Annotated in this window: 19 protein-coding genes; 14 read left to right on the top strand and 5 right to left on the bottom strand. The window is 47.3% G+C overall.

Features of this window, described 5'->3' with window-relative positions; genetic code table 11:
• Positions 1–11: 11 nt before the first annotated feature.
• Complete coding sequence (locus tag C7R73_RS12560; RefSeq protein WP_106450835.1) at positions 12–569, top strand: hypothetical protein; 558 nt, start codon at positions 12–14, stop codon at positions 567–569.
• 93 nt (positions 570–662) lie between these two features.
• On the opposite strand, the gene C7R73_RS12555 is transcribed toward C7R73_RS12560, so the two are convergent.
• Entirely contained in the window at positions 663–1,289 is a 627-nt protein-coding gene (locus tag C7R73_RS12555; protein ID WP_106450834.1) for a carbonic anhydrase, read from the bottom strand.
• Between the two features lie 24 nt (positions 1,290–1,313).
• Positions 1,314–2,225 carry an AEC family transporter gene (locus C7R73_RS12550; protein ID WP_106450833.1) on the bottom strand — a complete coding sequence of 304 codons (912 nt, stop codon included), beginning with the start codon at positions 2,223–2,225 and terminating at the stop codon, positions 1,314–1,316.
• A gap of 175 nt (positions 2,226–2,400) precedes the next feature.
• On the opposite strand from C7R73_RS12550, the gene C7R73_RS12545 reads away from it, so the two are divergent.
• The 3 genes from C7R73_RS12545 (at position 2,401) to C7R73_RS12535 (ending at position 4,545) form a co-directional block, all read left to right on the top strand.
• Positions 2,401–2,862, top strand: coding sequence for an S-ribosylhomocysteine lyase (locus C7R73_RS12545; RefSeq protein ID WP_106450832.1), 462 nt, complete (start codon positions 2,401–2,403; stop codon positions 2,860–2,862).
• Positions 2,863–2,885: 23 nt separating this feature from the next.
• Complete coding sequence (locus C7R73_RS12540) at positions 2,886–3,998, top strand: iron-containing alcohol dehydrogenase family protein (protein WP_161525948.1); 1,113 nt, start codon at positions 2,886–2,888, stop codon at positions 3,996–3,998.
• A 148-nt stretch (positions 3,999–4,146) separates the two neighbouring features.
• Positions 4,147–4,545 carry a cytidine deaminase gene (locus C7R73_RS12535; protein ID WP_106450830.1) on the top strand — a complete coding sequence of 133 codons (399 nt, stop codon included), beginning with the start codon at positions 4,147–4,149 and terminating at the stop codon, positions 4,543–4,545.
• A 50-nt stretch (positions 4,546–4,595) separates the two neighbouring features.
• Here the strand turns inward: C7R73_RS12535 and C7R73_RS12530 are convergent, their stop codons facing one another.
• On the bottom strand, positions 4,596–5,444 hold the full coding sequence (locus C7R73_RS12530) for a hypothetical protein (RefSeq protein ID WP_106450829.1): 849 nt from the start codon (positions 5,442–5,444) through the stop codon (positions 4,596–4,598).
• A 147-nt stretch (positions 5,445–5,591) separates the two neighbouring features.
• Here C7R73_RS12530 and gloA point away from each other — a divergent pair, with 147 nt between their 5' ends.
• The 3 genes from gloA to C7R73_RS12515 all read left to right on the top strand — a co-directional run bounded on the left by gloA (position 5,592) and on the right by C7R73_RS12515 (position 8,351).
• Positions 5,592–5,966, top strand: a complete 375-nt coding sequence (gene gloA / locus C7R73_RS12525; RefSeq protein WP_106450828.1) for a lactoylglutathione lyase — start codon at positions 5,592–5,594, stop codon at positions 5,964–5,966.
• 9 nt (positions 5,967–5,975) lie between these two features.
• A complete protein-coding gene (locus C7R73_RS12520; RefSeq protein WP_106450827.1) occupies positions 5,976–6,623 on the top strand; it encodes an SGNH/GDSL hydrolase family protein in 648 nt (215 codons plus the stop codon).
• Positions 6,624–7,217: 594 nt separating this feature from the next.
• Positions 7,218–8,351, top strand: a complete 1,134-nt coding sequence (locus tag C7R73_RS12515; protein ID WP_161525947.1) for a DUF4349 domain-containing protein — start codon at positions 7,218–7,220, stop codon at positions 8,349–8,351.
• A 107-nt stretch (positions 8,352–8,458) separates the two neighbouring features.
• Here the strand turns inward: C7R73_RS12515 and C7R73_RS12510 are convergent, their stop codons facing one another.
• On the bottom strand, positions 8,459–9,091 hold the full coding sequence (locus C7R73_RS12510; RefSeq protein WP_106450825.1) for a DUF47 domain-containing protein: 633 nt from the start codon (positions 9,089–9,091) through the stop codon (positions 8,459–8,461).
• 13 nt (positions 9,092–9,104) lie between these two features.
• Positions 9,105–10,157 (bottom strand): inorganic phosphate transporter, encoded by a 1,053-nt coding sequence (locus C7R73_RS12505; RefSeq protein WP_106450860.1) that lies wholly within the window; start codon positions 10,155–10,157, stop codon positions 9,105–9,107.
• A gap of 356 nt (positions 10,158–10,513) precedes the next feature.
• On the opposite strand from C7R73_RS12505, the gene C7R73_RS12500 reads away from it, so the two are divergent.
• From C7R73_RS12500 to C7R73_RS12470, 7 genes are all read left to right on the top strand, one after another.
• Complete coding sequence (locus C7R73_RS12500; protein WP_106450824.1) at positions 10,514–11,797, top strand: alkaline phosphatase family protein; 1,284 nt, start codon at positions 10,514–10,516, stop codon at positions 11,795–11,797.
• 21 nt (positions 11,798–11,818) lie between these two features.
• Complete coding sequence (locus C7R73_RS12495) at positions 11,819–12,202, top strand: (deoxy)nucleoside triphosphate pyrophosphohydrolase (protein WP_106450823.1); 384 nt, start codon at positions 11,819–11,821, stop codon at positions 12,200–12,202.
• Positions 12,203–12,718: 516 nt separating this feature from the next.
• Positions 12,719–14,629: a 1,4-alpha-glucan branching protein GlgB gene (glgB, locus tag C7R73_RS12490; RefSeq protein WP_239992639.1), complete on the top strand. Its 1,911-nt coding sequence runs from the start codon at positions 12,719–12,721 to the stop codon at positions 14,627–14,629.
• 58 nt (positions 14,630–14,687) lie between these two features.
• Positions 14,688–15,836 (top strand): glucose-1-phosphate adenylyltransferase, encoded by a 1,149-nt coding sequence (locus tag C7R73_RS12485; RefSeq protein WP_106450822.1) that lies wholly within the window; start codon positions 14,688–14,690, stop codon positions 15,834–15,836.
• The gene (gene glgD / locus C7R73_RS12480) at positions 15,823–16,968 is read left to right on the top strand and encodes a glucose-1-phosphate adenylyltransferase subunit GlgD (protein ID WP_106450821.1); all 1,146 of its coding nucleotides are present in this window, start codon (positions 15,823–15,825) and stop codon (positions 16,966–16,968) included. Before C7R73_RS12485 ends, glgD begins: the two co-directional genes overlap by 14 nt.
• 17 nt (positions 16,969–16,985) lie before the next feature.
• Positions 16,986–18,425: a glycogen synthase GlgA gene (glgA, locus tag C7R73_RS12475; RefSeq protein WP_106450820.1), complete on the top strand. Its 1,440-nt coding sequence runs from the start codon at positions 16,986–16,988 to the stop codon at positions 18,423–18,425.
• Positions 18,426–18,443: 18 nt separating this feature from the next.
• Entirely contained in the window at positions 18,444–20,843 is a 2,400-nt protein-coding gene (locus C7R73_RS12470; protein WP_106450819.1) for a glycogen/starch/alpha-glucan phosphorylase, read from the top strand.
• Positions 20,844–20,982: the final 139 nt, after the last annotated feature.

Below are 20,982 nucleotides of genomic sequence, written 5' to 3'. Positions count from 1 at the left end.
GGATTGGCGAAATGAATACACGTACACAAACGAAACACATTACGATAGCTGCTCTACTGATTGCGATAGGGATTCTGATACCGATGATCTCCCCTTTGAAAATAATTCTTGAACCGGCATCCTTTACGTTGGCTAGCCATGTGGCGACGATGATCGCCATGTTCCTTTCACCCGGCATCGCTGTTGCGGTTGCCTTTGGGACGGCAGTCGGCTTTATGCTTGGCGGCTTTCCATTGGTCGTAGTCCTGCGTGCGGCGACGCACATGATTTTTTCTTATGTCGGTGCGAAATACATCCAAAAGCACCCGGAGATGGCGCACGATTTCAAAAAATCGTTGTTGTTCAGCCTGGTCCTTGGCGTGTTGCATGCCGGCTGCGAAGTCATCGTCGTGAGCCTGTTCTACTTTGCAGGCAACCTTACGACAGCCTATTACGATAAAGGTCTGATTTCTTCCGTCATGCTGCTGGTCGGCGTAGGAACAGTCATCCACAGCATGGTCGATTACTGGTTGGCCCAAATCGTCTGGAAAACAGTCGGCAAAAAAGCTCTGCCTCTACGTTCTGTGTAGATCGGAAAACGAATCAAATGAAAAGGACGTATCCCGGCTTTCATTGCGGGATGCGTCCTTTTTCTGTGTGTACCATTCATTCTTCGAATTTGCTCAACCGTTGCCCAACAAAAATTCGCCTTTATCGCGGTCGTAGATGAAAACTTCACCGGTCTCGATGATGTAGTGCCACCCGCTTATTTTCAGCTTGCCTTCCCTCATTTTTTCGGCAATGTAGGGGAAAGTTATCAAATGCTTCAGCTGCTCCACGACATTGCCTTGCTCCATCATCCAAGCCCGTGCTTCGGGTTCGGATTCCGGGATTTCCTTCAGGACGCGGTCGCGGACCGGATGGATCAGTTCCAGCCATTTGCGGGTGTGCGGCAACTCCTCCAGTTTGCCTTCGGGATGCAGGCAAGCAGCACAGCCGCCGCAGTTGGAATGGCCACAGATGATGATGTTCTCTACGCCGAGCGCGAGCACGGCATACTCGATGGCGGATGTCGTTGCCACGTATTCAGTAGTCATCCGATAAGGCGGCACGATATTGGCGATGTTACGCACGATGAACAATTCGCCTGGTAACGTTCCGGTGATCATATTTGGATCGATACGTGAATCAGAACAGGAAATAAAGAGCGTATGAGGCTTCTGGGAAGCTTTCAAACCTTTGAAAAGCTCACGATGAGATTCAAAATCCCCTCTTCTGAAATTGACGATACCTTCTAATAACTTTTCCATGCTCATACCTTCTTTCTGAAATGATTATCCGAACAACAGTTGTGCAAATTGCACGATGATCGGGATTGTAAATAAGGACAACAGAGTGGTCAGGACCACAAGACGTGCGCCGTATTCGTAGTCGCCGCCGAACAAACGGCCAAGGATGGCGGTGTTCGTTGCAGCCGGCGCACAGGAAGCGATGGTCAGGACGATTTCCACCATATAGTCATCGATCGGCAACAAATAGATGACGCCGATCGAAATGAGGGCAGTGACGATCAAACGCAGGAAAGTGGTCCAATACGCTTTCGGGAAAGCCAACAATTCCGAAAAATTGCTGTTGGCGATGTAGCTGCCGAGGATGATCATGGCCAGTGGCGTATTCAACGCTGCCAAACTGTCGACGGACTTCCAGAGAAAATCTGGGACAGGTAGGCGACTGATGTAGATGGACAAACCGATGGCAGCCCCGATCATTCCGGGATTGATAAGGGTTTGCCGCAAGGTCATCGCTTTTTTGTCGCCCGAAATCAGATATTGGCCGTAAGTCCACTGGGTTACGTTGTTTGCCATGATGTAACCGGACATGAAAAAGACGCCCTCATAGCCCACGGTCGCAAGGACCAAGGGGATGCCGACAAAACCGGCATTCGGGAAAATGGTGGCATATTTATCGATGCGGTCCTCTTTTTTCAGCAGGACATGGACGATGAACGCGCGTATGGAAATCGTCAGAAAAGCCGCCAAAGTAGCCCATAACAACAACTTCAAGCGTTGCGCATCAAAATCGGCATTGAACGATGTGATCATGGTCGCGGGCATCACGAACAAGGAGAGGATGGTCGATATCTGACGCGTACCCTCGCTGGTGATGACATTCGCACGGATCAGAATAAAACCAAAGAACATGATAGTGAACATGGTCAACAGCTGTTGGAAAACGATGCTTATCAAAGTGGTGCGGCACTCCTTTCATGAATGAAAGCCTGATTCAGTTTTTTCTGTTCCTAACATGATAACACACCACGTGATATAATTTTAAGGAAAATCTCATAAATGTCTAGTATAATGAATTGGTATACATAATAAAACAAACAACAGCACCTCAGCTGAAGAATGGAGAATATAGATGGCTAGAGTAGAAAGTTTTGAATTGGATCACGATTTGGTGAAGGCTCCGTATGTCCGCCAAGCAGGCTATGAAGTGCACGAAACGGGGGCTGTCGTCACAAAATTTGATCTGCGTTTTGTGCAGCCCAACCAGGATGCGTTGCCGACAGGGGCTATGCACACGCTGGAACACCTTTTAGCGATCAACATCCGCGATTATGTGGATGGCGTCATTGACTTGTCGCCGATGGGGTGCCGCACCGGTTTTTACATGATCTGTTGGGGTGAACACACTCCGGAAGAAATCGCTTCTGCTTTGGAAAAAGTGTTGCAGATTGTATTGGAAACGACCGTAGTTCCGGCAACGACCGCGAAGGAATGTGGGAATTACCGCGACCATTCCTTGTTCGGCGCACAAGAATACGCTAAGCAAGTGTTGGCGGCCGGCATCAGCCGCGATCCATTCACGCGCACGGTCTAGAAATTCAGGGAGGAATGACGTTTATGACGAAAGAATTGATCGTAAGAACTGGTCCGCAAGAATACGAATGCAGAGAAGGCGTCCTGTCAACTTTACCGAAACGATTGCAAGAGCGCTTCGTCAAAAATATTTTGATTGTGCACGGGACAGTATCTTGGCAAAAAGCCCGTCCCTACCTTGAAGAGCTTTATCAAGCCGGTTTTTCGATCACCGAAGTTGCTTTTTCGGGTGAATGCAGCTATGAAGAAGTCGACCGCATCGTCAGTTTGGCCGCAGAGCACGAAAGCGATGCAATCATCGGCGTCGGCGGCGGGAAAATCATGGATGCAGTGAAATATGCAGCAGCTAAAGCAGAGGGAATATTGAACGTAATGGTGCCGACATTAGCGAGCAATTGCGCACCATGGACGCCGCTGAGTGTCATGTATACCGAGGATGGCGTGTTCATCCGCTATGATTTCCTGCAGCAACAAGCCTCACTCTTGTTGTTGGAACCGCGCTTGATCATCGATTCACCGAAGGATTTCTTTGTGGCCGGATTGGCGGATACGCTGGCCAAATGGTACGAATCGGATGAAATCCTTTCGCTGCCTGAGAATGCCCAACAACCGATGCTGATGATGTCGCGCCAAGCTGCGTACATCTGCAGACAGAGCATCCTCGATCACGCCGAGTTGGCGATCGCCAGCCTGGAAGCGGGGGAAGTGACCGAAGCTTTTGTGAAACTGACGGAGGTCATCACTTCCATCAGCGGCATGGTCGGCGGGATGGGGGACGCATTTGCGCGGACGACCATCGCCCATGAAATCCATGATGCCATCACCAATTTCCCTGAGTCGCATCATTTCCTGCATGGGCACAAAGTAGCCTATGGAATCATGGTCCAATTGGCCTATGAGAAGAAATGGGCGGAGATCGACAACCTGATCCCGTTCTATGAACATCTCGACATTCCGAAGAGCCTCCACGATCTGCATCTGGACAGGCTGGACGCGGAAGGCATCATGGAAATCGCCCGTCTGTCGACCAAGCCTGAAGCACCGGCGCACGGACTGCCTTACGAAGTCACTGCCGAGTTGATGGCGGAAGCGATCCAGGCGCTCGAGGAGTACATGGCGAATTTGCCGGAACTCTGATCCGAACGATTAAAGCTTGAGCAGGAGCTAAGCAACGCTGACCGATGACCTTTCCGGTTTGGCAAAATCTGGAATAATCGGTATACTGTAAACACGAACATTTACCGATCAGAAAAAATACCCATTCTTGATAAGCGAGGGATCATCGATGAACAGTGAAGAATTAGTCTCCAGAGCAAGAGCGGCCATGCAACATGCATACAGCCCGTATTCCCATTTTCCGGTTGGGGCAGCAGTCCTCTATAAGGACGGCGAAGTGATCGAAGGCGTGAACGTGGAAAATGTTTCCTTCGGCGCGACAAACTGCGCTGAGCGGACCGCCTTGTTCACCGGAGTTACGAGAGGCTACCGCAAAGACGACGTCGTAGCCATCGCCATCGCCGGCGACACGGAAACTTTCCTTCCGCCGTGCAGCATCTGCCGCCAGGTGATGGTGGAATTATGCGGGTACGAAACGCCTGTCTACCTTTCCGACAAGCACGGGAAAATCATGGAGCTGACAATCAAAGAGTTGGTTCCCTATGCCTTTACCGATTTGGATATGTAAAAAAACAACTGCGGCCCACCAATCAGAGGTGGGCCGCAGTTGTTTTTATGCTACATTTTCAGGAATAATACATAGGCAATCGTCATCATCAACAACAAATGTGCACTGATGCCGCCGAGGCAAAGGTAGAGCGTATCCCGCTTCGTTTCATTGATCGTCTGGTACAGGCTGGCGATGAACGTCACCAGATAGCTGGACAGATGGACCAAGAACAACAACAGCACCGGGACAGCCATCAGGATCGGGGCGATGAGGCTGGTCACAAAGGCGGCACCCAACAACAACAGGCCGAAAGCGTTCATTCCCGCATACTGCGTCATCCAGTTATGGAAGGCATGGCGTCTGTGCAAAAAGAATGTTTTGATGAGGTACGCCAAAAATGGGTACAGATAGTAGAACGCTAGGAACAACAGAAAACTCTTCATGAACCAAACAACCGGTTCTACCTGGAAAGTGACGGTCGGCAGCAATGAAATCTGCGAAAGCAAATCATATTGATTAGCCAATGCGACCGCAATCCGCGTCACCAATCCGGCTGAAAGCAGCGCTGAAAGGACGAAGGTAAAGTAGCCGTAAAGGTTGTGGCTTTCTCTGCGCGATTTTCTGGTCTCCGCGGGGTCTTTCATTTTTTTCCACAAAAAACGCATGTAGCGGATGAATTTATTCTTTGCTTCATTGAAAGAGAAGGCTTGCTTATCAGCACGCGAAGCCGCTTCAGCCGCTTCTTCTTCCTCATCCTCCGTAAGGTCGACAAATTTTTCCGTATTATCCTCGAATAAAGTGGATTGATAAAAATCATCTTGGTGGATCGCATCCGAACCGGAAACATCCGACCCGCACATCGGGCAGATCAAAGCTTCTTTCGGGATGCGGTTATGGCAATAGATACATATCTTCATTGAGTTTTCTCCTTCTCGCTGGTAACTAACCTCTAGAATAATTCAGTTTGTGGGATATAGCAAGGTTATTTTTGCGACAAACTTTTTGTAATGGAACCGATAATTCGGTATGATAAGGACAGCATAAATGAGAGGAATGATGACTCAATGAAAATGTTACACACTTGCATCCGCGTGCAGCACTTGGATAAATCGATTGCGTTCTACAAAGAGGCGTTTGATTTCCAAGAGAAAAAGAAGTTGGATTACCCTGAGCACAAGTTTTCAATCGTCTACTTAGGTTTGAAAGGCGATGACTATGAGTTGGAATTGACTTACAATTACGACCATGAGCCTTATAACATCGGTGACGGTTATGGCCATATCGCCATCGGAGTGGATGAATTTGAAGCACTCCATGACAAACAGGTAGCTGCCGGATTCAACGTGACCGACTATAAAGGTTTGCCTGATTCTTCCGTAAGATACTACTTCATCACCGATCCGGATGGCTACAAGGTTGAAGTCATCCAGAACAGATAGGGCGGACCTATGGAGAAAACGACCAAGCGCAAATTGCTTTTCATCGGCGACAGCATCACGGATGTCGGCCGCAACCGCAACAACCCCGATTCGCTGGGGAAAGGCTATGTGGCAATAATAGCGAAGGCTCTTGCGGATAGAGGCGATTCCGAACACTACCAGCTGATCAACCGCGGCATCAGCGGCAACCGAATCCATGATATAGCGGAAAGATGGCACGCCGATTGCGTTTCGCTCGAACCTGATGTCGTAACTATGTTGATCGGCATCAATGATACGTGGCATAATGTCGGCGATGAAACGGTGTTCGCGACCGAAGCGGGCGCTGAACAGTTCGAAATGCATTACCGCCATTTGTTGGCCTCTTTGCGGAAAAAATCGGATGCAAGGCTCATTCTGATGGAGCCGTTCGTCTTCCCGTATCCGGAAGACCGCAAAACTTGGCGGGTTGATTTGGATCCGAAACAGGAAATCGTCAAACGCCTTGCCGAAGAGTTCGATGCCGATTGGATCGGGCTGGATGCTTATCTGAATGGAATCGGTGCTGTCGATGGTTATGAAACTTTATCGAATGACGGTGTCCATCCGACCAAAAAAGGCCACCAGCTCATCGCCGATGCTTGGCTGAAGCAATTTGACGAGAGTGGCATAAAATAAAGGTCATTGCGTAAAAAAAAGAATCGTGCTGAAAAGTCTTGCTTTTTCGGTTTCTGCATGATAAGATGTTTTACATGCGATGAGGCGACGAGCAATCAGGTGGGTTCGCCCATTCCGCGCAAGCGGCGAAGTGATTGCAAATCAAACGGGACATACGTGCTTGCACAACCACAGGATGTGGATGTTTGATGGTGACTGCTGTGAACAGTCCCATCCATGGGTTTACCCATGCCGTATCAGAAGAAAGGGTCGGAAAGATGAACACTTAGGTGTTTACCTTTCCGGCCCTTTCTTTTTGTGTTGGAATGAATGGGATCGGCAGCTCCGGTGAGGGGCGGTTCGCCGGAGCTGCCGGCCGCCAAAGACACATCTTCTCCTGCGAGGATTGCTTCGCAGGAGGAGAGTGCGCTAAAGCCGTGTCAACTCCGACGAGGGCCGCTTCACCGGAGAAGCGGCTAGTTTTCGCGGTTGTTCTCCGGCCAAGCCAACCCCGCCACAGCCGGAGTTTGAATATGTAAGGGCTTTATTAGGCGCAGCGGCCGCCATGCGGTATAATCTAAGTAGGAAACTTAGGAAAGATTGGAGGCGCCTCAATTGAAAAAATTGAAATTATTGATCCTTTCGCTGCTGTCATTCTCACTGGTGGGCTGTTCATTCTTAACGCCGGAGGAAACGAGTGTTTCGCAACAAGACGCTGCTGGAGTAGACAACGTGACGACCGAAATAGCCAAATCAGATGGGGCGGTCGGTTCGGGATTGCTGATCGGCGAAAAGGTAGTGACCACTGTCCACCTTTCCTATGAAACGTTGAAATATGATGATTCCATCGCCTATCTGAAGGAGATAGTCGGAAAATACGGAGCCTATGTGGAGTATTCCTATGAATCAAGCGGCGGCGACATGTTCTATACGACTTCTTCATTGACCCAAAACTATCGCCAAGGCAGCTACACGATCCGGATTCCGAAAGATTCAGTGACAGCCTTCCTGGATGATCTGGAGGGTGGGCTGGGCACAAAAGTAAGCGAGCAGCAAGGCAACGAAGATGTTACGCAATATTACGAGGACACAGCCACGCGCATCAGCGTGCTGCAAAGCAAGGAAGAGCGCCTGTTGACGCTGCTTGAGCAGGCGGAGACGGTCGAAGAGATTCTTACCATCGAAGACAGTCTCAGTGCGGCCATAGCCGAAAGGGAAGTGCTGCAGTCCGAATTGGATAACATCGACGATCTGATCGACTATACGGCTTTGTATCTGACTGTTTCCGAACGTTCGCGCATCTCGAACAACCAAGGCGGATCAGCGCCTTTCTGGGGTCGCGTCAAGGATGCTTTCACCGATTCGCTTTATTCCTTCTACTATTGGCTGCAGGATGCCGCTATCTGGTTCATCTACGCACTGCCGTTCTTCGTAGCCGTCCTGTTGCTGTTACTGCTGTTGTGGGCGATCAAAAAACTGTTCGGCAAAACGGTTTGGGGCAAGCAAAGAGCTGAAAAGCAACTCTTGGAAAGAAAACAGATCGAAGAGCGCCGGAAAGAACGGTTTGAACGGACCCACCCAAGAAAAACGGGAGGAACAACCATAGTAGCAACGAAACCGACCGCAACACCGCCAGTGCCAACAAAAACTACTGCAACAACCGTGCCGGAAACGCCAGTCGCGAAAAGTGATGAAGAAAAGGAAACCACCCCTGAGGCAGGCAACAAGGAAGATCCATTGGAACCGTAAGCTTAAGAAATAAATCTGGAACAATTAAGAAGCAGCCACCGAATCTCAGCGGATTCGGTGGCTGCTTCTTTGTTTTTCAGTTATGGAATGCACGGTACCGGAACATGCTACGAATTTTTCAAAACGATCATTTCGATGACATCGGCTGCCGCTTCAAAGGAATCGGTGGCCCGTTCGAACCGGTCGTAGATGTTCGTCGTAGCCATTGTCGTCAGCGCATCCTTCTGTTCTACAAACAATTTTTTGACCGAACGGGTGTACAGAGCGTCACCTTGTTTTTCAAGGCGATTGATGGTGATGATGGCTTCTTTGATGATTTTTGATTTCTTGAAATTCTTCAGATCATTGATGGCTTCATCCAGGCTTAACGCGCTCTTTTCGATTATCTCCATAAACTTCAACATTGCCGGTGTGATTTCTTGGATCTGATAGATATCGATGTGGATGAGCGTGTCCTCAATGGTGTCGATGGTCGTATCCAATTCTCCGGCCAGATCGATGATGTCCTCGCGTTCGAGCGGAGGCAGAAAATCGCTGTATAGGTAACTCATCATCTTGTGCTTCTTTTGATCCGCTGCATGTTCGATTTCATGCAGTTCCTTCAGTCGGGCTTCCAGAGTCTCCAAATTGTAATCAGCCAAAATGCTGTTCATCAATTGGGCTGCGGAAACGGCCATTGCAGAAACTTCAATGAATTCTTGATAGTAGCTGTATTCTTTTGTTTTTTTTCTCATCAGCATGGTTGCAATCTTCTCAGAATATATTCATGAAAATAAGCGCCATCAGGTAACCGACCAGACCGCAGCCCGGAAACGTAAGAACCCAAGCCCAAACCATTTCTTTGACGGTGATCCAATTTACGGAAGACAGCCGTTTTGCGGCACCAACTCCCATGATGGCAGTCGTTTTTGTATGTGTGGTACTTACCGGCAAACCCCAGATGGATGAGAGCAATAGGCACGCAGCTGCCCCTACGTCCGCGCTGAAGCCCTGATAGCCTTCCAGCTTGACCATGTTCATACCAACTGTTTTGATGATTTTGTATCCGCCAATCGAGGTGCCGAGTGCCATTACGAATGAGCAGAGGATCATCATCCAAAGTGGGATGATGAACTGGGTCGTATTGCTGTTCCCTTGACCCAGAAAAATTCCCAACATAAAGATTCCCATGAACTTTTGGCCGTCTTGGGCTCCGTGCATAAAGGCCATCGCCGCTCCGCCAAGTACTTGGCCGATCTGGAAAAACGGTCCCGTTTTTTGCCGCTCCTTATTTCTGCAGATGGTCGTTGTGATTTTCGATACCCCAAAACCGAAGCCGAAGCCCAAGATAGTGGAGAGGATCAGGCCGTAGATGACTTTGATCCACTCTGAACCGTTGATGGCCCCGAATCCTCCTTGAAGTGCAATCGCCGCTCCTGAAATGCCCGCAATCAAGGCGTGGCTCTCGCTTGTCGGAATTCCGAAGTACCATGCTGCCGTTGCCCACAGAACAATCGCGAAAAGTGCGGCGCAGAGTGCGATGATCGACAGCTTCGGATCGTTGCCGAAATCGACCATGTTCGCGATTGTCTGTGCTACGGTCGCGTTGATGGATGTCATCACGAAGACGCCCAGAAAGTTAAAGACGGCTGCCATCAGAATGGCTTTTTGAGGAGCAATGGACCTGGTGGATACACAAGTTGCGATTGCGTTCGGAGCATCGGTCCAGCCGTTCACCAAAATGACACCCAGAGTCAATATCACAATGATCAGGAGGATGGGGTTTGTCTGAATACTGTCGAGAAAATCCGTGAATGTGATTGTCATAGTTTGCATTTCCACACTTTCTTGAATAACGTGCTCAAATAATGTAACCGCTTGCCTTATTTTTCATAACTGCTGAATGGAAACGGTGTGCTTCCAGTAGGGCAGAGGTCGGCATATAAGATGATTTCGCTATTGTATTGTTAGATATTGCACATTATCTATTTTACTCCTACCTGTTCCAAAATAGAATAGCTTTTTGAAGGAAACGGAACGGACGGAAAACTGTTGTTTCCGATTTTAGAAACCGGTGACGTAAGCTGCTCCGTCACTGTCAAAAGAATGTTGAAATTAAATACTTTGCTGTATCCATGCGGCTCCCAATATATGGTAAAATAGCAGGATAGGAGGGTGTTATTATGGTAAAAAGAAAACTGTATATCATTTCATTAGATGCATTTGGTGCCAGTGACTTAGAATTTGCCAAGACGCTGCCCCATCTCCAGGAAATATTGAACAGAAGTGCACTCGTCAAAGAGGTGGAATCGGTTTATCCTTCTTTGACATACGTAGCCCATACTTCAATCGCAACCGGGATGAATCCGAATCGCCACGGTATCATCCACAATACACATCGGCAACCGGAAAGACAGTCTCCGGACTGGTATTGGTATGCGAAAGAAATAAAGAAGGCGACATTGTTTGATGTCGCAAAGAAGGCTGGTTATACAACCTGCGCTTTGCTTTGGCCAGTGACAGGGAAAAGTCCGTCCATCGACTATAACCTTGTGGAAATTTTTCCGAACAGACCTTGGCAAAATCAAGTGATGGTTTCAGCGTTTGCCTCCAGCACAAAATATGCGCTGGAGATGAACAAAAAATACAGTTCGTTGCGGAACGGCATTGCCCAACCGGAGTTGGATGAATTTGTCACGGCGATTGCGGTCGACACGATCAAAACGAAACAGCCAGATCTGCTGGCTGTGCATCTGGTCGATCTGGACAGCATGCGTCATCAATTTGGCGTCTTGAGCGATCAAGCGAAAGAAGCCATCGTCCGGATGGATCGCCATCTCGGCCAAATCATCGACGCGATGAAAGAAATGGATATCTATGAGGATACCGTGTTGGCTGTACTGGGAGATCATTATCAGATCGATACGCATACGGTCATCCGCCCGAACCACCTGTTTTTGGACAAAGGGTGGCAGACTTTGGATCGCAAAAGGAACATCAAGGACTGGAAAGTGCTGGCAAAAGCCGCGGATGGTGCTTGTTATATTTACCGTAAAGATGTCAGCATCACTAATAAAATGATATTGGATGCATTGAAAGGGATTGAAGACCGGGTTGAAACCATCCATTCGGCTGCAGAAGCCAGAAAAATGGGAGCGGATGAGAATTGCCTCTTCATTCTGGAAGCGAAGGCGGGTTATTATTTTGAGAGTGACGTGCTGTATCCTTTCATGGAAAGCACCGCCAAAAACCTTCCTGACCGAAGATTGCATAGCGCAACGCACGGCTTCAGTCCGAAAAAGAAAAAATATGCCACGATGCTGATGGTTTCCGGACCCGGAATCGACAAAGACGCTGTTGTCGAAAAGGGCAGGTTGATAGACGAAGGACCGACTTTCCTGCATGCAATCGGTCTGAAATTTCCGGAAGCCACGGATGGAAGGGTCATCAACAAAATATTTTTGTAATCAGGAGGATTTAATCGACGCATGATCAAAGTAGTGGGAGCTGTAATAGAAAAAGAGGGCAGCATTTTTTGTGCCAAAAGAGGTCCGGGTAAGGCTTTAGCCGGCCTCTGGGAATTTCCTGGAGGCAAGCTTGAGGACGCTGAGACGGCGGAAGAGGCGCTTGTCCGTGAGATGGAGGAGGAGTTTTCCTGCCGGATACTGGTCAAAGATAAGCTTCTCACGATCAAATATCCATATGATTTCGGAACCGTGGAGTTGACGACGCTTCTCTGTGAATTGTACGAGGGTGAACCGCGATTGTCGGAGCACACGGAAATGCGTTGGGTGAACGTTTCAGAATTGCCCGAGTTGGAGTGGGCGCCGGCAGATATCCCTACCGTGGAGCTGCTGATACAACGATTGTAAATACCAAGTAAAAATAATCCTGAATTGTAAAAATTATGCCACAATCTTTGCAAATCAGGATTTTCTTACTATATAAATGTAAGCGTCAACATTTACGATGTGGTGGAATGCTCGAATTGTGAAATAATTAACTAAATCTATCTGTGTATTTCCATGTTCATATTTGTAAGTGAATGCCAACAAAATGTTATAACAGTAAGCTTGGTAGAATCGGTTTTCATCGATTTCTAATTATAAATTCATTTTTATGACTTGGATGGTTTCTATATAGTGATATTCGTGGTTTAGTTTTGATTAGCGTTTACAATGTTGTTTTTATGTAAAAAAACTATTAATGATGATACATTATTACTATTAAGAAGGAAAAAGGGTTTCAATATATTTATCATGAATTATGGCAAAATCATCTTTAAAATGGTATTATGGATATATATTAATGAAAGGACCTGGCATGATTAAATAAATCATTATTGGATCGTTTTGTTACAGCAATATAATTGTAAGGGAAGTGTCTGAATGAGTGCAAAAATGAACATACTTAAAGAGTTGGAAAAAGAGATGTATTTGTTCAACATCGGGGAGCATCTTGAAAGCTATCGCTTTTTAGGAAGTAAACAACGGACCGAAAATGGGATTGAAGGCTGGCGTTTTACCGTTTGGGCGCCCAATGCAAAAAACGTTTCGGTGGTTGGGGACTTTACTGAATGGAAACCCGTAGAAATGCAAAAAATCGGCAAAACCGGTGGCTGGTCACTCTTTACGGAGGATGCGGCACAAGGGGACTGTTACAAGTATTATATCGAGGACAAAAACGGCAAAAAGAAATACAAAATCGATCCTTATTCTTTCGCGTATGAAGTTCCGCCGAAAGACGCCTCTGTCGTGTTTGATATGCCCGATAAGAAATGGAAAGACGGTAGATGGTCCGCAAACAAAAAAAGAAAGTCCATCTATCAAAAACCGCTTAACATTTATGAAGTGCATTTCAGTTCCTGGAAAAAACATGATGATGGCAGCTGGTATTCCTTCAAGGACCTTGCTGAAACGTTGATTCCATATGTGAAGGAAATGGGCTACACGCACATCGAATTCATGCCATTGATGGAACATCCGCTGGAAGCTTCTTGGGGCTATCAAATCACCGGATACTTCGCGGTGGCTGCCCGTTACGGCAATTTACTCGAATTACGGGATTTCGTGGAAGAAGCGCATAAAGAAGGGGTCGGGGTCATCATGGACTGGGTTCCCGGACATTTCTGCAAAAATGACTATGCGTTAGCCAATTTCGATGGCACACCGACTTTTGAATATGCCGATCCGAATCGCGCCATCAACAACCGCTGGGGAACATTGAATTTTGACTTGGGTAAAGCGCAAGTGCACAGTTTCCTGATTTCGAACGCCATTTTCTGGCTGCAAGAGTTCCATTTTGACGGAATTCGTGTCGATGCCGTTTCGAATATGCTTTATCTTGATTATGATGAAGGCCCTTGGACACCGAATGAAGACGGTGGCAATGATAATCGCCAAGGAATCGAATTCCTGAAGAAAATGAACACGAAAGTCTTCGAGCGCCAACCGGATACTTACATGATCGCGGAAGAAAGCACTGCCTGGGCGAACGTCACGAAACCTATCGAGATGGGCGGCTTGGGCTTCAACTATAAATGGAATATGGGCTGGATGAATGATACGTTGCGTTTCTTCGAAATGGATCCGTTGTTCCGAAAAGACAATTTCAACCTGATCACCTTCTCATTTATGTATGCTTTCAATGAGAACTTTATTTTGCCGATATCCCATGATGAAGTGGTCCACGGGAAACAGTCCCTTTTGGCCAAAATGCCCGGTGACCGCTATAAACAATTTGCGGGCTTAAGGACGCTGCAAGCCTATATGATGGCTCACCCAGGGAAAAAGTTGAATTTCATGGGTAATGAAATCGGACAATTCCTGGAATGGCGCTTCTACGATCAGATCGAATGGGGTGTCTTGAACAACGAGTTCAATCCGGAGTTCCAGCATTACATCAAAACATTGAATCATCTATACAAAGAGACGAAAGCCTTGCATGAAGTCGATGATGCAAATACCGGTTTAGAGCTTTTGGACGCGGACAATAACTTGGAGTCAGTCCTTTCCTTCATAAGAACAGGTGATAAACCGCGCGACTTCCTGATTGTCGTTTGTAACTTCACACCTGTAGAGCGTCGTAAATTCCGAGTGGGTGTGCCGTATGAGGGCCACTACGAAGTATTGCTGAATACGGAAATGCAGGAATTCGGCGGTACTTGGACGGAAAATCTGCCTGAAATGGTCACCAGCCTCGACGGCATGAATAACCAACCTTTCTCGATCGAATTTACGTTGCCCGCATTAGGAGTTTTGTTCATCAAACCAAAACGCGTTTTTGGTGTTAATAAATAGATCTACAGATAGTTATGATGAGAAGGAGGGGAAAGGAAGAGGCATTCTTCCTGATACTATGAAAAATCAAATGGTAGCAATGATATTAGCCGGAGGGCAAGGCACACGGCTAGGGAAATTAACACGCGAAACAGCCAAACCGGCAGTTCCGTTCGGCGGGAAATATCGAATTATCGACTTTGCTTTAAGCAACTGCGCTAATTCAGGCATCAATAAAGTCGGGGTTGTGACACAATACCAACCTTTGGAATTGAATGAACACATCGGAAACGGTGAACCCTGGGGACTGAACGGAGGAGATGGCGGAGCTACTATCCTGCAGCCTTATTCAAGTGCAGATGGCGAAAAGTGGTTCAAGGGTACCGCACATGCCATCTATCAAAATATCGCCTATATCGACAGATACAATCCGGAATACGTTTTGGTACTGTCCGGCGACCATATTTATAAAATGGACTACTCCCACATGTTGGAATTCCATATTGCGCACAATGCCAGTTTGACAGTCGGTGTTATCCCTGTTCCGATGGAAGAAGCACCGCGCTTCGGGATCATGAATACGGATCAGACCAACCGCATCATCGAATTCGATGAAAAACCTAAAGAACCGAAAAGCAATCTGGCATCCATGGGGATTTACATCTTCAATTGGCAAGTACTGCGTAAATATTTGGTTGAGGATCAAGCGAAGCAACGCGAAATGGAAGATTTCGGTAAAAACGTCATCCCGACCTATCTGGAAAACGGCGAAAACTGCTTTGCTTATGCGTTTGATGGGTATTGGAAAGATGTCGGTACCATCGAAAGCCTTTGGGAAGCAAACATGGAATTCCTTGATCCCAATCATGTCCTGAACATCAGGGATGAAGAATGGCGTATTTATTCCAAAAATCCGGTATCCCCTCCGCAATTCTTGACAGAGACATCCGATGTGACGGATTCCATGATTGTTGACGGTTGCTATGTGGCTGGTGAAATTACCCATTCGATCCTTTCCCAGAACGTTCGGGTCGGCAATGGTTCAGTCGTACGCGATAGCTTGATCATGGCGAATGTAACAATCGGAGAGAATGTCACAATCGAGCATGCCATCATCGGAGAAAATGCAAAAATCGCCGATAACGCGAATGTCATCGGTAAGAACGGTGAAATCGAAGTTGTCGGATATGCTGAAGTTATAGGAGGACTGAAAGATGAAGATGAATAGAATTTGTGCCATTTTAAACTTGACCGAGGACGAGACAGCGTTGAAACCTTTGACGCATATCCGCCCGATTGCTTCATTACCATTTGCAAGTCGCTATCGCTTGATTGACTTCAATCTTTCAAGCATCAGCCATGCCGGAATCAAATCAGTAGGCATGTTCATCGCCGGAAGCGGCCGTTCGATCTATGATCATATCCGCAGCGGGTCCGTTTGGAATCTTGAATCCGGACTGACCGGTGGAATCTTCACCTACTCGCAACAGGTGTTGAAAGCGGTCCAAGAGAAAAATGGTGATGCTCCGGACTTTTACATGAACCATAAAGAGTTCATCAACCGTTCCCAAGGCGAATATGTCATCGTCATGGGCAGCAAAATCTTGGCCAATGTTGACATTAAAGCCATTATGCAGCACCATTTGGCTAAGGAAGGCGACATCACTGTAGTCTATAAGAGTGTGCCTAAATCCTTTCTGGAAAATCGCCAGCATGAAAAAGTGCTCAAAATCGACCGAGATGAATATTTGCTGCATCTGACCGACTTCCAGGATGCGCCTTCCGATATCGAGCGCACCGCGATGAGCATGAACATGTATTTCATGAGAGCTGAAAAAATGCTGGAATTGATCCAGCGTGCCGAAATGGAAGGCGTCCAACTCGATTCGGACAAGTTGATCGAACACTACTTGCCGGAATACCAAGTCAATACCTATGAATACACAGGCTATATGGCCAATATCGATTCTATCCCAGCCTACTTCAACGCAAATATGGAAATGTTGGAAAAGAATAAGTTCTCAGCCTTGTTCCACGGCAGCCAAAGCGTCATCACGAAGGTGAAGAACGGGGCACCGACCTATTACTCGAAAGAGGCACATGTAAAAAATGCCCAATTCGCTACGGGTTGCGTCATTGAAGGTACAGTGCAAGATTCGTTGGTCTTCCGGAAAGTGTCCATCGGTAAAGATGCCGAAGTACGCAATAGTATGGTTATGCAAGGGTCGAAGATCGGCGAAGGTGCAGTCATTGAGTATTGCATCCTGGACAAGAATGTGACTATCGGACCCGGCGTGACTTTGAAAGGCACCAAAGATAATCTTGTGGTTATCGAAAAAAATAAAACAATTACTGTTTAGAGAGAAGGATGCGCACGATGAAAATTTTATTTGCCGCAAGTGAGGCTGCTCCCTTCTTTAAAACAGGTGGCCTCGGTGATGTCGCGTACGCATTGCCGAAGGAGTTAGTAAAACAAGGCGTGGATATCAGGGTTGTCCTTCCTTATTATTCAACCATGCCTGCAAAATACAAAGAAGACATCAAAGAATTGTTGCATTTCCGCGTACAAGTCGGTTGGAAAAGCATGTACTGCGGTGTGAAAACATTGGAATTGGAAGGCGTGACTTATTATTTCATCGATAATCAAGCCTATTTCAATCGTCCCTCCCTGTACGGTCAAATGGATGATGCCGAAAGATTCGGTTTCTTCTCTTTGGCGATCTGCGAAATGATGGAAAAAATTGATTTCATTCCGGATGTCGTCCATGTGAACGATTGGCATACGGCTATGGTTCCGGTCCTGCTTGTGGATAAATACCATTGGGTCGAAGCGTATCAAGGCATCCGCAAAGTCATCACAATCCACAACATCCGTTTCCAAGGCGTCTATGATCCTTCCATTCTGACCAGTATCTTCGGGACAGGCATGAACATCTATCATGAAGCTGGCGTTAAGTATTATGATAACGTCAATTTCATGAAAGGCGGCATCAATTTCTCTGATGTCGTCACGACGGTCAGTCCATCCTATGCGAATGAAATCCAAACACAAGAATTCGGTGAAGGCTTGGAAGGAACGTTGGGATACAACAGCTGGAAAATCAGAGGCATCATCAACGGAATCGATTACGATGTCAATGATCCTGAAACCGATCCGAAACTGGAATTCCATTTCTCTGCCGACGATTTGACCGGTAAAGCGGCAAATAAAGCGGCCCTTCAGGAGCGGTTGGGATTGGAAGTGAATCCTGACATCCCCTTGATCACAAGCGTTGGACGCTTGACTGATCAGAAAGGCTACCAACTTGTGCAGGAAAAAACCGAGGAATTATTGAATGCCCGTGATGTACAGATTGCAATCCTCGGTACGGGCGAAGCGGAATACGAGAACTCATTCCGTTACTTTGCCGCAAAATACCCTGATCGCTTTGCGGCGGTCATCGATTTTGACATCACCTTGGCACAGCAGATGTACGCAGGCGCGGATATGTTCCTGATGCCTTCCGCATTCGAACCATGTGGCTTGTCGCAAATGATTTCCTTGCGCTACGGCACTTTGCCGATTGTGCATGAAACGGGCGGCTTGAAAGATACAGTAGTCCCTTACAACTCCTACACGGGTGAAGGCACCGGGTTCACATTCATTGATTTCAGTGGATATGCACTGCTCGGAACCATCTATCGTGCACTTGATGTATATGAAAACCAACCGAAAGCCTGGGCAGAGATGGTGCGCGAAGCGATGAGCAGCGATTTCAGCTGGAAAGAACCGGCCAAGGATTATCTGGACGTCTATCAGTCATTAGTCAACGAATAAAAGGAGTTGAAAGCGTATATGGCATTTGACGTTCAAGAGTTCAAAAAAGAATACCAAAAGAAATTCGAGGAATTGTTCGCTTACGGTTATGAGGCTGGTTCGAAAACGGAACAGTACATTGCTTTAGGGGACTTGGTCCGCGGACTCTACTCCGAAGATTGGATTCAAACAATCATGGAGTACAACAAGAAAAAGGAAAAGCAAGTCTATTACTTTTCGATGGAGTTCCTGCCCGGAAGGATGCTGAAAAGCAATCTCCTGAATATGGGAATACTGGACTGCGTCAAACAAGGCATGGATGAGCTCGGACTGGACTTGGATGAAGTAGCGCGTGCCGAAGTCGATCCGGCCTTAGGGAACGGTGGACTCGGCAGACTGGCTTCCTGTTTCATGGATTCGATCGCCTCGACCGGTCTTGCCGGCAACGGCAACGGCATCCGCTACCGTTATGGTCTTTTCAAACAAAAATTCATCAACGGCTATCAGATTGAATTGCCCGAGAATTGGCTCCGCAACCGGAACGTATGGGAAGTCAGGAAAGAGAACAAAGCCGTCATCGTCCGCTTCGGCGGGGATGTCAGCTTTACGCAGGAGGATGGGGACGGCAGATTGCGTGTGCGTCACGAAAATACCCGTGATATCCTTGCGGTTCCTTACGATACGGCCCAAGTCGGCTACCATAACGGCGTCGTCAATAATCTGCGGCTTTGGTCTGCGGAAATTCCTTACGGGGATGAGGCGCGATTTTCGACAGAAGAACAACGCGAAGAAGTCAAACGCATCACCGAAGTATTGTATCCGGATGATTCCAATTACGAAGGACGTCTCTTGCGAGTCCAGCAGGAATACTTTTTCTCCTCTGCCGGCATCCAAAGCATCGTCCGCTATTTCAAACGACTGAAACTTGAGTGGAGCCTTTTCCCTGATAAAATCGCGATCCACATCAACGATACGCACCCAACTTTGGCAATCCCTGAATTGATGCGGATCCTGATGGATGAGGAAGGGTTGACTTGGGACCAAGCGTGGGAAATCACGAAGAAAACAGTCAGCTATACCAACCACACAATTCTCCAGGAAGCGATGGAGCGTTGGCCAGAAACGATGATTTCGGATCTGTTGCCGCGTATCTACCAAATCATTCAGGAAATCAACCGCCGTCATATCGACAAAAAAACGCCTTTATATGGGGAAGAATTATCCCAGCGCACTGCCATCATTGCCAATGGCCAGATCAAGATGGCCAACCTTGCCATCATCGGCAGCCATAGCGTCAATGGCGTCGCTAGATTGCATACAGATATCCTGATGGCTGATACGCTGAATGACTTCTACGTGATGTATCCGCAAAAATTCAACAACAAAACGAACGGGATCACGCAACGACGTTGGGTCCAGATCGCAAATGAAAATCTGACCGCGATGCTTGATGAAACTATCGGTACGGAGTGGAAAAGCAATCCGGAAGAAATAAAAATCCTGAAGGCGCACCGCGACAATAAAAATGTCCTGGATAAGCTGGAACAAGTCAAGCTGTCAAACAAAAAACGTTTTGCGGCATATGCCCAGCAAGAGATGGGCATTGAAATCGATCCGACTGCATTGTTCGACGTGCAGATCAAACGATTGCATGCTTATAAACGCCAATTGTTGAACATTCTGCACATCTTGGACAGATATCTGCAACTGAAGGATAATCCCAAGGTTAACCTTCAGAAGCGCGTCTTCATTTTCGGCGCGAAGGCTGCGCCCAGCTATTATTACGCAAAACAAATCATCAAATTGATCAATTCGGTTGCTTATCTGATCAACAATGACCCTTCCATCAATGATAAAATCAAGATTGTTTTCGTTGAGAACTATGGTGTCTCGTTGGCAGAGTTGATCATCCCGGCAGCCGATATCAGCGAACAGATCTCCCTTGCCGGCAAGGAAGCTTCCGGTACCAGCAACATGAAGCTGATGTCGAATGGTGCCATCACGATGGCCACGTTGGACGGTGCCAATGTTGAAATCAGGGATAATGTCGGTGAAGACAATATCTTCATCTTTGGCCTGAAGAGTGATGAAGTGCAAGAGTACTATCGCAATGGTGTTTACAATTCAAGAGATATCTACGACAAGAATCCGCGTTTGAAACGTATCCTGAATCTGCTAATTGATGGCACGATTCCAGGTGTCGAGACGGAAGGCCGGGATATCTTCGATTCGTTGGTCATGTACAACGATGAGTATTTCCTGCTGAAGGACTTTGACGGATACCTGCAAGCGCAATATGAGGCGGATGTGGCCTTTTCTGACAGAGACAGATGGAACCGCATGGCACTGATGAATATCGCAAGCTCAGGCCCGTTTTCATCGGATTACACGATTCTGCGTTACGCGGATGAAATCTGGAAGATCAAACCACAGGCATAACCGAACATTAACCGCAAACAAGGGCTGCCCCGAAAAATGGGGTAGCCCTTGTTTGCAGTTTAGCGGTGTAATTCCCCGCCAAAGTGGCTTGAGGCTGCTGAAAAAGTCAGATAAAAATCTGGCTTTTTTTGTATTTTGG

This window comes from Trichococcus alkaliphilus (assembly GCF_003008695.1).
Lineage (GTDB): Bacteria > Bacillota > Bacilli > Lactobacillales > Aerococcaceae > Trichococcus > Trichococcus alkaliphilus.
Note: the sequence above shows the minus strand (reverse complement) of the source record. Positions and strands in the feature narration are given on the sequence as shown.

Excerpts from the sequence above, each read along its gene's own strand:
- C7R73_RS12560 (WP_106450835.1), top strand. The coding sequence starts at position 12 with ATGAATACACGTACACAAACGAAACACATTACGATAGCTGCTCTACTG.
- C7R73_RS12555 (WP_106450834.1), bottom strand. The coding sequence starts at position 1,289 with ATGGAAAAGTTATTAGAAGGTATCGTCAATTTCAGAAGAGGGGATTTT.
- C7R73_RS12545 (WP_106450832.1), top strand. The coding sequence starts at position 2,401 with ATGGCTAGAGTAGAAAGTTTTGAATTGGATCACGATTTGGTGAAGGCT.
- C7R73_RS12540 (WP_161525948.1), top strand. The coding sequence starts at position 2,886 with ATGACGAAAGAATTGATCGTAAGAACTGGTCCGCAAGAATACGAATGC.
- C7R73_RS12535 (WP_106450830.1), top strand. The coding sequence starts at position 4,147 with ATGAACAGTGAAGAATTAGTCTCCAGAGCAAGAGCGGCCATGCAACAT.
- C7R73_RS12530 (WP_106450829.1), bottom strand. The coding sequence starts at position 5,444 with ATGAAGATATGTATCTATTGCCATAACCGCATCCCGAAAGAAGCTTTG.
- gloA (WP_106450828.1), top strand. The coding sequence starts at position 5,592 with ATGAAAATGTTACACACTTGCATCCGCGTGCAGCACTTGGATAAATCG.
- C7R73_RS12520 (WP_106450827.1), top strand. The coding sequence starts at position 5,976 with ATGGAGAAAACGACCAAGCGCAAATTGCTTTTCATCGGCGACAGCATC.
- C7R73_RS12510 (WP_106450825.1), bottom strand. The coding sequence starts at position 9,091 with ATGCTGATGAGAAAAAAAACAAAAGAATACAGCTACTATCAAGAATTC.
- C7R73_RS12505 (WP_106450860.1), bottom strand. The coding sequence starts at position 10,157 with ATGACAATCACATTCACGGATTTTCTCGACAGTATTCAGACAAACCCC.
- C7R73_RS12500 (WP_106450824.1), top strand. The coding sequence starts at position 10,514 with ATGGTAAAAAGAAAACTGTATATCATTTCATTAGATGCATTTGGTGCC.
- C7R73_RS12495 (WP_106450823.1), top strand. The coding sequence starts at position 11,819 with ATGATCAAAGTAGTGGGAGCTGTAATAGAAAAAGAGGGCAGCATTTTT.
- glgB (WP_239992639.1), top strand. The coding sequence starts at position 12,719 with ATGAGTGCAAAAATGAACATACTTAAAGAGTTGGAAAAAGAGATGTAT.
- C7R73_RS12485 (WP_106450822.1), top strand. The coding sequence starts at position 14,688 with ATGAAAAATCAAATGGTAGCAATGATATTAGCCGGAGGGCAAGGCACA.
- glgD (WP_106450821.1), top strand. The coding sequence starts at position 15,823 with ATGAAGATGAATAGAATTTGTGCCATTTTAAACTTGACCGAGGACGAG.
- glgA (WP_106450820.1), top strand. The coding sequence starts at position 16,986 with ATGAAAATTTTATTTGCCGCAAGTGAGGCTGCTCCCTTCTTTAAAACA.
- C7R73_RS12470 (WP_106450819.1), top strand. The coding sequence starts at position 18,444 with ATGGCATTTGACGTTCAAGAGTTCAAAAAAGAATACCAAAAGAAATTC.